Annotated in this window: 11 protein-coding genes; 4 read left to right on the forward strand and 7 right to left on the reverse strand. The window is 65.2% G+C overall.

Annotated elements, in window-relative coordinates:
- Nucleotides 1-63: 63 nt before the first annotated feature.
- The 5 genes from P6U27_RS27655 to P6U27_RS27675 all read right to left on the reverse strand — a co-directional run bounded on the left by P6U27_RS27655 (nt 64) and on the right by P6U27_RS27675 (nt 5,658).
- Nucleotides 64-1,230, reverse strand: coding sequence for an IS110 family transposase (locus P6U27_RS27655; protein WP_122406408.1), 1,167 nt, complete (start codon nt 1,228-1,230; stop codon nt 64-66).
- A 120-nt stretch (nt 1,231-1,350) separates the two neighbouring features.
- The gene (locus P6U27_RS27660) at nt 1,351-2,859 is read right to left on the reverse strand and encodes a glycosyltransferase family 39 protein (protein WP_407192848.1); all 1,509 of its coding nucleotides are present in this window, start codon (nt 2,857-2,859) and stop codon (nt 1,351-1,353) included.
- Between the two features lie 219 nt (nt 2,860-3,078).
- On the reverse strand, nt 3,079-3,936 hold the full coding sequence (locus P6U27_RS27665) for a ribonuclease HII (protein ID WP_407192849.1): 858 nt from the start codon (nt 3,934-3,936) through the stop codon (nt 3,079-3,081).
- A 78-nt stretch (nt 3,937-4,014) separates the two neighbouring features.
- Entirely contained in the window at nt 4,015-4,470 is a 456-nt protein-coding gene (locus P6U27_RS27670; RefSeq protein WP_122404802.1) for a VOC family protein, read from the reverse strand.
- Between the two features lie 24 nt (nt 4,471-4,494).
- Nucleotides 4,495-5,658, reverse strand: coding sequence for a PA0069 family radical SAM protein (locus P6U27_RS27675; RefSeq protein ID WP_209294944.1), 1,164 nt, complete (start codon nt 5,656-5,658; stop codon nt 4,495-4,497).
- A 201-nt stretch (nt 5,659-5,859) separates the two neighbouring features.
- Here P6U27_RS27675 and P6U27_RS27680 point away from each other — a divergent pair, with 201 nt between their 5' ends.
- Nucleotides 5,860-8,274: a phosphoketolase gene (locus P6U27_RS27680; protein ID WP_209294943.1), complete on the forward strand. Its 2,415-nt coding sequence runs from the start codon at nt 5,860-5,862 to the stop codon at nt 8,272-8,274.
- Between the two features lie 2 nt (nt 8,275-8,276).
- Nucleotides 8,277-9,494, forward strand: a complete 1,218-nt coding sequence (locus tag P6U27_RS27685; RefSeq protein WP_407192850.1) for an acetate/propionate family kinase — start codon at nt 8,277-8,279, stop codon at nt 9,492-9,494.
- Nucleotides 9,495-9,621: 127 nt separating this feature from the next.
- On the opposite strand, the gene P6U27_RS27690 is transcribed toward P6U27_RS27685, so the two are convergent.
- Nucleotides 9,622-10,461 carry an RMD1 family protein gene (locus tag P6U27_RS27690; protein WP_122404806.1) on the reverse strand — a complete coding sequence of 280 codons (840 nt, stop codon included), beginning with the start codon at nt 10,459-10,461 and terminating at the stop codon, nt 9,622-9,624.
- Between the two features lie 326 nt (nt 10,462-10,787).
- On the opposite strand from P6U27_RS27690, the gene P6U27_RS27695 reads away from it, so the two are divergent.
- Both P6U27_RS27695 and P6U27_RS27700 read left to right on the forward strand, forming a co-directional pair.
- Nucleotides 10,788-11,363: a glycosyl transferase gene (locus tag P6U27_RS27695; RefSeq protein ID WP_122404807.1), complete on the forward strand. Its 576-nt coding sequence runs from the start codon at nt 10,788-10,790 to the stop codon at nt 11,361-11,363.
- Between the two features lie 55 nt (nt 11,364-11,418).
- On the forward strand, nt 11,419-12,360 hold the full coding sequence (locus P6U27_RS27700) for a helix-turn-helix domain-containing GNAT family N-acetyltransferase (RefSeq protein WP_122404808.1): 942 nt from the start codon (nt 11,419-11,421) through the stop codon (nt 12,358-12,360).
- A gap of 309 nt (nt 12,361-12,669) precedes the next feature.
- On the opposite strand, the gene moaB is transcribed toward P6U27_RS27700, so the two are convergent.
- On the reverse strand, nt 12,670-13,233 hold the full coding sequence (moaB, locus tag P6U27_RS27705; protein WP_122404809.1) for a molybdenum cofactor biosynthesis protein B: 564 nt from the start codon (nt 13,231-13,233) through the stop codon (nt 12,670-12,672).
- Nucleotides 13,234-13,286: the final 53 nt, after the last annotated feature.

The raw sequence follows: 13,286 nt of genomic DNA on the forward strand, positions 1-13,286 counted from the left end.
CACCCGGATCGGCCGAGGCTGATCAATCTCGGCGGATTGGCTTTGAGGCTGAGGAGCGTGGTGTCAGGCGGCGGCCTTTATCTCGGCTCCCTCGATCACCACGCCCGCGGTCACGTACTTCCAGAGGGCCACGAGCAGCTTGCGCGCGAGCGCCACGATCGCGCGCTTGCGGCCGCGTTGGCTGTGCACCTTGAACCACTGGGTCAAAGCCGATTGAGGCTGGTGGCGTACCCAGAGCCAGGCGAGCTGGATCATCGTGGTTCTCAGGCGCGGATTGCCAGCCTTCGACACGCCTTGCTCGCGCTCGATGCCGCCACTGCGCCATGGCGTGGCTGCAAGGCCGGCATAGGATGCAATCTGGCGGCGGTTGGCGAACTGCCGGTAAAAGGCCTCCGACCAGAGAACGGCCGTGAAGTTCGGGCCCAGGCTCTTCAGTTCGAGCAGCATTGCCACCGGGTTCGATACGGTCTTCTCCCCCGCCGCCTTGCTCGCGGCCAGCAACGCATCCTGCTCGCGCTCCACCGCCGTGATCTGGTCGAGCAGCAGTTCGAGCCGGTCGAGTTCGCGGCTGATCTGCGCCTTCAGATGCGCCAGCAAGGCGCGCCCGTCGCCCGTCCGCAAGGCCTCCAGCCGCTTCCGCCGGTCTCGCCGCAGCGGCGCGTAGTCGAAGATCCCTTGCGCGAACAGAAGACCCTTGATCCGGTTCACATGCTCGATCCGCTCCGCGATCAAGGTCTCTCGCTCGCGGCACAGCCTACGGCGGTCCTCCTCTGCCGGAGAGGGCGCAACGACCATGGCGCAGACCCGTACCTCGCCGCGCTTGTAGGCCAGCAGCGTCCGCAACAGCGTCTCGCCATCCAGCCGGTCCGTCTTGGCCCGCCGGCGCCGGCGCGGCGTCGCAATCGAGGCCGGATCGACTACGTGGCTCTCGATGCCTTCCTGCTGCAGGGCGCGGTGAAGCCAGAACCCGTCCAGCCCCGCCTCCTGGATCGTGATGATCGGATAGCTCTCACCCGTTCGCGCCTGCGCCTTGCGCTTCAGCTCCGCAAACAGCTTCAACAGTTCCGAAAGGTCGCCGGCCTTCATGCTGCGTTTGGACATCTTCTCGCCCTTGCAGGGCGACAGCGAAGTGACCAGCCATGTCGAACGGCTCAGTTCCAATGACACAAAAATTGCGCCAAACTGCGTGCGGATAGCGGCCAGTCCGTCGGAAGGATGATCGAGCAACATCGTCGTCTCCAGGTTGAATGGATTCAGCAACCCTCAGTCTGGCCTCAGACCTGGTCGCTATCCACTCCCCATGGAATCTTCGTCGCAAGGGCTCCGCGCAATGACGGCGGAGAGAGCACCTCACGTCCCCTTCGGCCGCACGATGGCCCAGCCGATGCGCAGCAGCGGCTGGCGGCCCGTCACCAGCCATTCGAAGGCGCGCGGGACTTCAGGCACGATGCCGGGGAAGCGCTTGAGGATGTCCGGCGGCGGGGTTCCGGCGGTATCGGAGGCGCGCCAGACCACGACGCCGCCAGTTTCGCTGAACTTGGACCGATTCATCCACGGCGTGCGTGCCGGATCGGCGTCGATGAAGAGATGCGGCCGGCCGGAATGCAGTGCGATCAGGCTGGCGAGCTGGGGCTCGCCGGCGACGGCACGCAAGCGATGGTTGGTGCGGCGGGCAAAGCTCTCGTCGAAGAAGTCTGAGATCGCACGCGCCGGCATCGAGGTCGCAATCTCGTTGGCACCGGTCCAGGGCACGAACAGCACGGCGAGCACCACACCGGCGGCGGGTGCGACGACGGCGGCAGCCCAGACCATGCGCAGCATCCGCGCGCGGCGCATCGCGATGAGATCGCCGGCCGCGACGACCGCGGCGAGCCCCGACATGACCAGCACGACACCGGCGCCGCCGACGACGGAGTCGAGCCCCATCAAGCCGGAGATCAGCACCGCGCCGAGTGGCAGAGCCAGCGCGAAGAAGTAGACGAAGCTGCGCGCGAGCGGCTCGACCGGTGGGCGATAGATGATCGGCGGCTCCTCGCCCTTGTCGGCGAACAGCCCGGTATTGAGAAAGGTCAGCGCCGGAATCGTCGCCGCCCCGAGCACCAATCCTCCGAGCAGCCAGGCCACATGCAGGGCGCGGGCGTTGAGCTCGGTGACTTGCGGCAAGGCCGGCAGCGTCAACGTCTCGGCGCGCATCAGCCAGACCGCATAGGGTAGCGCCAGCACGGCGACGACGATCAGTGCAAACAGCGGATCGAGCCCGCGCAGCGTCCTGCGCCCGGCTGCGGTCGAGATCGCGAAGATGATGATCAGCAGGAGGAGAAAGATCGCCGCAGGCGTCGTCAGCAGCAAGAGTCCCGCTTCGATCGACCAGGCGAACCAGGCATTGCCGCGGCGCTGGCCGATGATCTGCCAGGAGTGCAGCAGCAATAGCGCCCAGAGCGGCCGCGCCAGGACCAGCGGCCCGAAGTCGAGCGCGGACGAGGAGAACGCCAGCGCGGTCATGGTCAGGAGCACGGCGAGCACCGCGTGCTGGGAGCCGACCACGGCGCGAGACAGATGAAAGAGCGCGATGAAGGTCGCGATCTCGCACACCTCGGCAAGCACATAGACGCCGAACATATGACCGCCGGCCGCGCGATAGGCGATGTCGGCGAGCCAGACCGGCAGCGGCGGGCCGAGGTCGGTGCCGACCTGGTACTCGCGGCCGAAGGCCAGCAGCGTCGCAAGAGTGCCGGGCGGGCTGCGGTAGAACACCAGCGCCACGAACAGCCACATCGCCGCCTGAAGCAGCACGGCGATCCATACGATCAGCCGCGGCCGGGCGCGAATGAGCTCGATGACCAGGGAGGTAAACCGCATGCAACGTCCGAATGATGCAGCCAGTCCAGCCGGCCCTATTCGCTCACATTCGATTTGATAATGGGCGCTGCGCGTCGTGGCAACTTTGGTGTGCTCGTCATGCCCGGGCTTATCCCGCCTGCGCGGTCGAAGCCGGCGCGGCGAAGGCCCGAAGATCCACACGCGGATGGCCGGATCAAGCCGGGCCATGACGGATGAGGGTGCGGCGGGGCCGTCGTCCTAGAGAGTTGCCGATCCGTCGATCTCAATTTGCGCGTCCATCTGTACCTCGACCTCGGTCACCGAGAACAAGTCCCGCTCCGGCGCGACGGTCCAAGGCATGTGCTTGGCGCGGGCGGCGGCGACGGGGGCGAAGAAGCTGCGGTGATGGATGGACGGGCCGAAACGGTCGAGCGCCTCGAGATGTTCGGGGACGGCATAGCCCTTGTGCTGCTCGAAGCCGTAGCCGGGGCAGTCCTGCGCCAGCGCGCACATCAGCCGGTCGCGGGTAACCTTGGCGACAATGGATGCCGCGGCGATCGACAGCACGATGCCGTCGCCGCCGATCACCGCCTCGCAATCGCATTCCGTGTCGAGCCGGTCGCGGCCGTCGACGAAGACGTGCCTGGGCGTCTCGGGCAGTGCCACCACGGCGCGCTTCAGCGCCCATAACGAGGCGCGCAGGATGTTGTCGCGGTCGATGCGCGCGGGCGAGGCGACGACAACCGAGACCTGCGCGGTGGCGCAGATCTTGTCGAACAGTTTTTCGCGCTCCTCGGCGGTCAGGCGCTTGGAATCATCGATGCCGCGCGGAATGCGGTCGGGATCGAGAATCACCGCCGCCGCCACCACGGGGCCGGCGAGCGGGCCGCGGCCGGCCTCGTCGCAACCGGCGACCGGCCAGACGCCGCGCTTGATCAACGCGCGCTCGCGACGAAAGCTGGGGGGAGCAATGGCAATGATACCTTTCTTGCCGGCAGCAACCTGCGGAGCGCCAGCCGCAGGCGTCTTGACCGCCTTGTCAGGCGCGGCCTTCTTCGCGGCCTGCTTCTTGGGCGCGTCTTTGGCTGGATTCTTGGCGGACTTGTCCCGAATCATGGCCGGGATCGTGCGCAAGGGGCTTCGCCAGCGCAACCTGGAACCCAGGATAATTCCCGTTATTCAGGCTGGCCGCCCCTATTCCGCCAGATGCACCCGTCGGTCCTCGCCCACCTCGATGCCAGGCGCGACCACGACCTCCCAGACATGGCCGTCGGGATCAGCAAAATAGCCGCAATAGCCACCGTAATCGGTCTCGTGCGCCGCCTTCAGCAAGGCGGCTCCCTTCCCGATGGCGAAGGCCAGCACCTGATCGACCTCCCCGCGCGTCGCGCAATTCCAGGCGAGCGTGGTGCCACGAAAGGTCGTGGGCCTCGGCCGGTCAGGCACCGATGCGTCGGCCGCGAGCCGATCCCAATGATAAAGCGCGAGCACCGGACCTCCGGTGTCGTAGAAGGCGACCGCCTCGCCGGTCGCCTTCAGGCGGCGCGAGAAGCCGAGTGCGTCGTAAAACGCGATACTCGCGCGGATGTCGCTGACACCCAACGTAATGACGGTCAGTCGTGGCACCGGCACGGCGAGTTCCTTAACCACGCTATGCCTCTTCCGTTTGTCCGGTCAGAACAGGCTGAGCTGGTCGCCGTTCCGCTTCGGCCGCGCAAAGTGGTCCGTCGTCAGCTTGGAGCGCCGCTTGTTGAGGCCGAGTCTGTCGCAGGCGATCTCGAAGCGGCGGCCGATGGTCCAGGCCATCGGGCCGGTGCCCTTCATCCGCTCGCCCCATTTCGCATCGTAGTCGCGTCCGCCGCGCATGTCGCGGATCAGGGTGAAGACGTGGCGGTAGCGGTCCGGATAGTTCGCCATCAGCCATTCGCGGAAGAGATCGCGGACCTCCAGCGGCAACCGCAGCAGCACGTACGAGGCCTCCTTGACGCCGGCGTGGGCGGCGGCATCGAGGATTCGTTCGATCTCGGAATCGTTCAGCGCCGGAATCACGGGCGCAACCATCACCGTGGTGGGAATGCCGGCATCAGAGAGCTGCTTCAGCGCCTCCAGCCGCCTCGGTGGTGTCGAGGCCCGCGGCTCCATGGTGCGCGCCAGCTTCGGGTCGAGCGAGGTGACGGATATCGCGACCTTGGCGAGGTTGCGCTTGGCCATCCGCGCGAGAATGTCGATGTCGCGCACGACCAGCGCCGACTTGGTGACGATGCCGACCGGATGGCTAGCGCGTTCCAGCACCTCGAGGATGCCGCGCATGATCTTTCGCTCGCGTTCGATCGGCTGATAGGGATCGGTGTTGGTGCCGATCGCGATCATCCGCGGCTCGTAGCCGGGTGCGGCGAGCTCCTTCTCCAGCAGCGAAGGTGCCTCAGGCTTCGCGAACAGTTTTGACTCGAAGTCCAGCCCCGGCGAGAGGCCGAGATAGGCATGTGTCGGCCTCGCGAAGCAATAGACACAGCCATGCTCGCAGCCGCGATACGGATTGATCGAGCGGTCGAAGCCGATGTCGGGGGAGTCGTTCCGGGTGATGACCTTGCGCGAGGTGTCGACACCGACCGTGGTCCTGAACGGCGGCAGCTCTTCCAGGCTCTGCCAGCCGTCATCGAAAGCGACGCGCGCCTCGGCCTCGTAGCGGCCGGTGGCATTGGATTGTGCTCCCCGCCCTCGCCGGCGCGCGCGGTCGATGGCGACGCCAAGCTCGGGGAAATCTGAAGGCGCACCCGCCGGCTCGGAGGGCGCCGCGACCGGCGGGTGCTTGAGGGCACGAGAGGATGCTCGACTCATGAGCCCAACATAGCACGCAAACGGAACAAATCAAGAACAAGAACAAAAAACGCGAAAACAACCCCCGCCACCCAAATTTCGGGCGCGCGCCTTTGACATCACGCAACACGCCGGTCGCGACGATTTCGTTTGATCCCGCACAGGGATCGATCGCGCCGGAACAAAGTTGGTGACGATCGCTGGGTGAAAGCCGACAGGAACATGACAATTCAACAAAAAACGGCCGCCGCGAGCGGCGACCTCGGTCTGCTCGATCGCTATTGGCGCGCCGCCAACTACCTCTCCGTCGGGCAGATCTACCTGCTCGATAATCCGCTGCTGCGCGAGCCGTTACGACCCGAGCACATCAAGCCGCGTTTGCTCGGCCATTGGGGCACGACGCCCGGCCTGAACTTCATCTACGCCCATCTCAACCGCGTCATCCGCGCGCTGGACCTCAACGTGATCTATGTCTGCGGTCCCGGCCATGGTGGACCGGGCATGGTCGCCAACACCTACCTCGAAGGCAGCTACAGCGAGATCTATCCCGACATCGCGCGTGACACCGACGGATTGCGCAAGCTGTTCAGGCAGTTCTCCTTCCCCGGCGGCATTCCGAGCCATGCGGCGCCGGAGACGCCGGGCTCGATCCACGAAGGCGGCGAACTCGGCTACGCGCTGGTGCACGCCTATGGCGCGGCATTCGACAACCCTGACTTGATCGTCGCCTGCGTCGTCGGCGACGGCGAGGCGGAAACCGGCCCGTTAGCTGCGTCCTGGCATTCGAACAAGTTCCTGAACCCGGCCCATGACGGCGCGGTGCTGCCGATCCTGCATCTCAACGGCTACAAGATCGCAAATCCGACCGTGCTCGGGCGGATGCAAGATGGGGAGATCCGCGATCTCTTCCATGGGTTCGGCCATGAGCCGCTGTTCGTTGCGGGCGATGATCCCAAATTGATGCACCACGCCATGGCGGATGCGCTCGATGTCGCGCTCGCCAGTATCCGCTCGATCCAGCAGCACGCCCGTGACGGGCGCACGAGCGTCGGGCGGCCGCGCTGGCCGATGATCGTGCTGCGCAGCCCGAAAGGCTGGACTGGCCCGAAGGAAGTCGACGGCAAGAAGGTCGAGGGTTTTTGGCGCGCGCATCAAGTGCCCGTCGCGAGCTGCCGCGAGAACCCGGCGCACCTCAAGCTGCTCGAACACTGGATGCGCAGCTATGAGCCCGAAAAGCTGTTCGACGCGAACGGCGCGCTCATTCCCGAGCTCCAGGCGCTCGCGCCCGAAGGCGTCAGGCGCATGGGCGCCAATCCACATGCCAATGGCGGCCTCCTGAAGAAAGAGCTGAAGCTGCCCGACTTTCGCAGCTTCGCAATCGAGGTGCCGCAGCCCGGCGGCACCGTGGCGGAAGCGACGCGCGAGCTCGGCAAATTCCTGCGCGACGTCATTCGCCTCAATGCGCAACAACGCAATTTCCGCATCGCGGGCCCGGACGAGACGGCGTCGAACCGGTTAGACGCCGTGTTCGAAGCGACCGAACGCGTCTGGATGGAACCGATCGAGCCTTACGACGTGCATCTCGCGCAGGATGGGCGCGTGATGGAAGTCTTGAGCGAGCATCTCTGCCAGGGCTGGCTGGAAGGCTATCTGCTGACCGGACGGCACGGCTTCTTCTCCTGCTACGAAGCCTTCATCCACATCGTGGATTCCATGTTCAACCAGCATGCCAAATGGCTGAAGGTTACGCGCGACCTGCCGTGGCGGCGCCCGATCGCCTCGCTCAACTATCTTCTGACCTCGCATGTCTGGCGGCAGGACCATAACGGCTTCAGCCATCAGGACCCCGGTTTCGTCGACCTTGTCGCCAACAAGAAGTCCGACATCGTCCGCATCTACTTCCCGCCGGATGCCAACACGCTGCTGTGGATCGCCGACCATTGCCTGCGCACCTACAACCGCATCAACGTGATCGTCGCCGGCAAGCAGCCGGCGCCGCAATGGCTGTCGATGCAGGACGCGGCGACACACTGCGATGCCGGCATCGGCATCTGGACCTGGGCCGGAACGGAGGACGAAAAGGAGGAGCCCGACGTGGTGATGGCCTGCGCCGGCGACGTGCCGACATTGGAGACGCTCGCCGCCGTCGATCTCTTGCGCAAGGCACTGCCGGATCTGAAGATCCGCGTCGTCAACGTCGTCGACCTCATGACGCTGCAACCCAAGGAGCAGCATCCGCACGGCCTGTCCGACCGCGACTTCGACAGCCTGTTCACGCGCGACAAGCCGGTGATCTTCGCCTATCACGGCTACCCTCATCTCATTCACCGGCTGACCTATAACCGCACCAATCATGCCGGCATGCATGTGCGCGGCTTTGCCGAGGAAGGCACCACGACGACGCCCTTCGATATGGTCGTTCTCAACGAGCTCGATCGCTACCACCTCGCCATCGAGGCGATCGAGCGCGTGCCCGGGCTCGCGACCAGGGCCGCACAAGTGAAGCAGCGATTCCGCGACAGACTGATCGAGCACTCCCGCTACATCCGCGAGCATGGCGAGGATATGCCTGAGATCCGCGACTGGGTCTGGCCGAACAGCGCCGGCGGCAACACGCCGGCCGAAGCCGGCGACTAGCCATGTCGAACACGGTCCTCGCCCTCAATTCGGGATCGTCGAGCATCAAGTTCGGCCTGTTCGAGATTGCGGCGGCCGATCCCATCCTGCTGTGCAAGGGCCAGCTCGACGAACACGAGGCAAAACCCCGGCTCATCGTGAGGAGCGCCGCGGGGGAGGACCTGGTCGAGACGCGGAGAGACGCATCGGATGCCGAGGACGGTCATCTGTTCGCCGACGTGCTCGCCTTCGTCGAGGACCGGTTCGGCGAACGCAGCCTCCGTGCCGTCGGCCATCGCATCGTTCACGGCGGGCCGGATTCAGGCCCTGTCGTCCTGACGGACGATCTCACCGCGAAGCTGCAGGCGTTGACACCGCTGGCCCCGCTGCACCAGCCGCGCTGCCTTGCGCCAGTCCGCACGCTCGCGGCGCTCCGGCCCGGGCTGACGCAGATCGCGTGTTTCGATACCGCCTTCCACCACGGCCTCGCGCCGCCGGCGAGCCGCTTCGCCATTCCCAGGCGCTTCGAGGCGCGTGGCGTCAGGCGTTACGGCTTCCACGGCCTGTCTTTCGAATATGTCGCAGGACGCCTGGCCGAGATCGCGCCGGAGCTCACGGCGAGGCGCATCGTCATCGCGCATCTCGGCAACGGCGCCAGCCTCTGCGCATTGCGCAATGGCCGCAGCGTCGACACCACGATGGGGCTGACGCCGCTCGACGGCCTCGTGATGGGCACGCGCTGCGGCACGATCGATCCCGGCGTGCTGCTCTATCTGCAGCAACACGAGAACATGTCGGTCGAGGAGGTCCAACACCTGCTCTATCACGAGTCAGGCCTCTTCGGCGTCTCCGGCACCTCCGCGGACATGCGCACGCTGCTGGCGAGCGGCGAGGCTGCGGCGCGAGAGGCGGTCGATCTCTTCGTCTTCCGTGCGGCGCAGGGGATTGCGATGATGTCGACCACGCTCGAAGGGCTGGACGGTCTGATCTTCACCGGCGGCATCGGCGAGCATGCCAAGGAGATCCGCGGCGCGATCGGCGAGTGTCTCGCCTGGATGGGCGTGCGCATCGATGCTGCTGCGAATGATGCCGCACGCGAGTGCATCAGCCGGGGCGATGGCAGCGTCGAGGTGTTCGTCGTTCCAACGAATGAGGAACTGACGATCGCACGGCACTGCGCAAGGGTGCTGCGAGCGATGGCGACTCCAGGTGGGCGAAGCGTTCTGTCCGCGTTCGCATAAGCAATGAGTTCGCGGAGCCAGACCCCTCACCCCGAACGAATTTGTGTCTCCTGGTATCGCTGCCCTCTCCCACAAGGGGCGAGGGCACAGTCACGCGCATCTCGCTCGCGGATAAATTCATCGAGCACTAATGAGTCCCCGACCATATCTGAAAACACCCGATCGCGACCTCGATCACGATCAGGACCACGACCGCGATCTCCAGGCGGAGCGAGCGCTGGGTGTCGATGATGTCGGTCAGTGCGTTGGCGGTCTCCGACACCGCGGTGAGCTTGCGCTCGAGCGTGTCGAGGCGCTCCTTCAACTCGTACTCGTCCTCGAGACGGGAATAGAGCCGATCGAGCTCTGGCTTCTCCCAGAGGACGTCGGGCTTCTCGGCGACCGCGACGCGGCCCGCGACGCGCTGCTGCACCAGCAGTGCATTACCGATCAATTGCAGAATGCCCTTGCGCCGGCGCGGCGTGCGGCCGCCTTCGGCGAGCTCCCGTGCGAACGGCTCGATCACGTCGAAGACCGCGGCGACGCGGCGCTCGTCGCGCGCCAGCGACGTGCTCTTGGCGAGCGCATCCGCGACCAGCAGCAGCCGGTCGTCGGAGAATTTGGCGAGGCAGATCGGCCCGCCCGGCTGGATCGTCTCGGCGGCCTCATCGTTGCAGAGCTGCACCTGTGCGATCTCCTCCTCGTACGGGCTGAGCTCTCCGGTCACACGCGACTTCAGATTATCGACGAGGACCTTCTCCTCGGACGGAAGCAGCCCGATCAGCACCACGACGCCGTAGCGGAAGATTGCGGCAAGGCCGGCATGGACGCGGAAAGCGGCCGGCGTCGAGGACACCAGCGTGCCGATCTCCAGGCTGGAAGCATTGATGCGCTCGCCGAGCATCAGCGCGCGGATCCGCAAGGTCGGCGCAGTCCCCTGCTTCGGCGACGTTGGCACCATGCTGACGGCGGGTTGATCGGCGTTCATGTGAGGCCTCTCCCGGGACCGAGATCGCACATCTTCATTCGCCCTTTCTTGCAAGCTGAAGTCTCCTCTGAGAGGGACCGACTGCCCGCGCGCAGCGAATCTCGCCATGAAGCTTCGGTTTAATACCGCCGGAATCAGCTTGTGCCGAAACATTCGGCAATATTTCCACCCCGCACATGACACATTTGGCTGCGATGACTGGCTGCGGGTTTACCATCGCATGCCGAAGCGCCGCCGGAAAGTTGCACTCGGCAACGCTACGGGTTTATGACAACATCATTAGAACGCTACGCTTCTCCCGAAGTGCCGACCCTGAAGCCTCAATCATGCTGAGCGTCATCATTCCGACCGACGGTGTCGAGCAGACGGCGGTCGCAACCCTGGCCGCGCTGGTCCCCGGCGCCGCCGCCGGTGTCATCCGTGAGGTTCTGCTGGTCGACGGCACTCGCAACGGTGTCATCGAGCGCGTTGCCGACGTGGCGGGCTGCCGTTTCATCGGGTTCGAGGGATCTTCGCAAGGCGCCGCGCTCGCCGCCGGCGCACGGCAGGCCCGATCGCCATGGCTCATGTTCCTGCCTGCAGGCGCCGTGCTGGAAACCGGCTGGATCGAGGAGACCACCCAGTTCATCCAGGCCGTCGCCACCAGCGGCCGGGATCGGGCGGCGGTGTTCCGCTATGCGCGTTCGCCCTACGCAAATACCGCATTGCGCGACATTCTCTGGGCCGTGGCGCGCAAGCTCGTCGGTCCACTCGGCGATCAAGGGCTGTTGATCGCGCGTGAGCATTACGACCGGATCGGCGGCTACCCGCCCCACGCCCGCCATTCCGAAGCGCGGCTGCTCCGGCGGCTCGGCCGGTCGTCCCGGACCATGCTGCGCAGTCGGATCGTCATGGTCGGCTGAGATACTTGCCAACGTCAAATAATTAATTGACAATGGCAAATATCGAGGTGATCCCATGCTGTCCAAATCGACCGAACAGGTCTCCGACGACCACATCGCAGCGGTCCGCGCCTTCAACCGCTTCTATACCCGCAAGCTCGGCGTGCTCGACCAGCACCTTGGCAAGACCCCGTTTTCGCTCAGCGAGGCGCGCGTTCTTTATGAACTGGCGCATCGCGACGACCTTGCGGCAAAAGAAATCGGAAACGAGCTTGGTCTCGACCCCGGCTATCTCAGCCGCATCGTCCAGAGCTTTGACGAAAAAGGGCTGATCACGCGAACACCCCTGGCCGCGGATCGTAGGCAATACCAGCTCAGCCTCACCGCCAAGGGCCGCCAGGCTTTCGCCAAGCTGAACCTGAGCTCGCAAAACGAGGTCGCTGCGATGCTGGCTCAGCTTTCGGCCGACGATGCAACGCGGCTCACGCAGGCCATGGCAACCATCGAGGCGGTGCTGGGGCAGCGTCGAAGCCGGCCCGCGGCTTTCGTGCTGCGCAGCCATCGCGTCGGCGACATGGGCTGGGTCATCTCACGGCAAGGCGCCGCCTATGCCGCGGACTACAACTGGGACATCAGCTACGAGGCGCTGGTCGCCGAGATCTGCGCACAGTTCATCAAGAACTACGACGCCGCGCGCGAGCACTGCTGGATCGCGGAAATGGAAGGCGAGCCGATCGGCTCGATCTTTCTGGTCAAGGCCACGGACGAGATTGCGAAGCTGCGCCTGTTGCAGGTGGAGAAGAAAGCACGCGGACTCGGTGTCGGCCGCGCACTGGTCGAGCAATGCATCCAGGGCGCCCGCGAGAGGGGCTACAGCAAGATGACTCTGTGGACGCAGAGCATCCTGGTCGCCGCGCGCGGGATCTACAAGAGTGCGGGATTCAACCTGGTCGCGACCGAGCCGCATCACAGCTTCGGGCAAGATTTGATTGGGGAAACGTGGGAACGGGATCTCTGACGATCTCGCAGCGAGCGAGATGCGCGTTGCTGTGCCCTCTTCCCCTTGCGGGAGAGGGCATGTCAACTCGCAAACACAAGCTCGCTCGGGTGAGGGATATCTCACCGATGCGGATGGATACCCCTCATCCGGCGCTTCGCGCCACCTTCTCCCACAAGCGCAGAAGGGAAGCGGTCCGCACCTAAAGCGCGATGAGATTTGGATGAATCGTCATCGCGCTCCAGGGTTATTGTTTGCGCGTGATCTTTCCGAAAAACCGCTTCGCACTTTTCCGGATCATGCTTTAGCTCAGCATTCAAGCAACAATCATCACACCGTCGCGCCTTGCGCCTTCGGGCGGCGCAAATGCTCGTCCAGCCGCGGCATGATCTCGACGAAATTGCAGGGGCGCGTGCGGTAGTCGAGCTGGGCTGCGAGGATGCCGTCCCAGCCGTCGCGGCAGGCGCCGGGCGAACCCGGCAGGCAGAAGATGTAGGTCGCGCCCGCAACGCCGGCGGTGGCACGGCTCTGGATCGTCGACGTCCCGATCTTGGCGTGGCTCAGCATGTGGAACGCGATCGAGAAACCGTCCATGCGCTTCTCGAACAGCGGCTCGATCGCCTCCGGCGTCACGTCGCGTCCCGTAAAGCCGGTGCCGCCGGTGGTGATGACGACGTCAATGCCGCTATCGGCAATCCAGCGGCGGATGACGGCACGGATCGCCTCGACGTCGTCGGTGACGATCTCGCGCGCGGCGAGATGATGGCCCGCAGCCAGGAGACGGTCGACCAGGGTCTGGCCGGACTTGTCATCCGCAAGCGCGCGCGTGTCGGACACGGTGAGCACCGCGATATTCAGCGGGATGAACTGCTTTGTTTCGTCGATGGAGGTCATGTTGCGTCTTTCGTGTCCCGGACAAGGTGCGGCGCATCAGCGCCGCGCCGCAG

This window comes from Bradyrhizobium sp. STM 3566 (assembly GCF_045571445.1).
Taxonomy (GTDB): Bacteria; Pseudomonadota; Alphaproteobacteria; order Rhizobiales; family Xanthobacteraceae; genus Bradyrhizobium; species Bradyrhizobium vignae.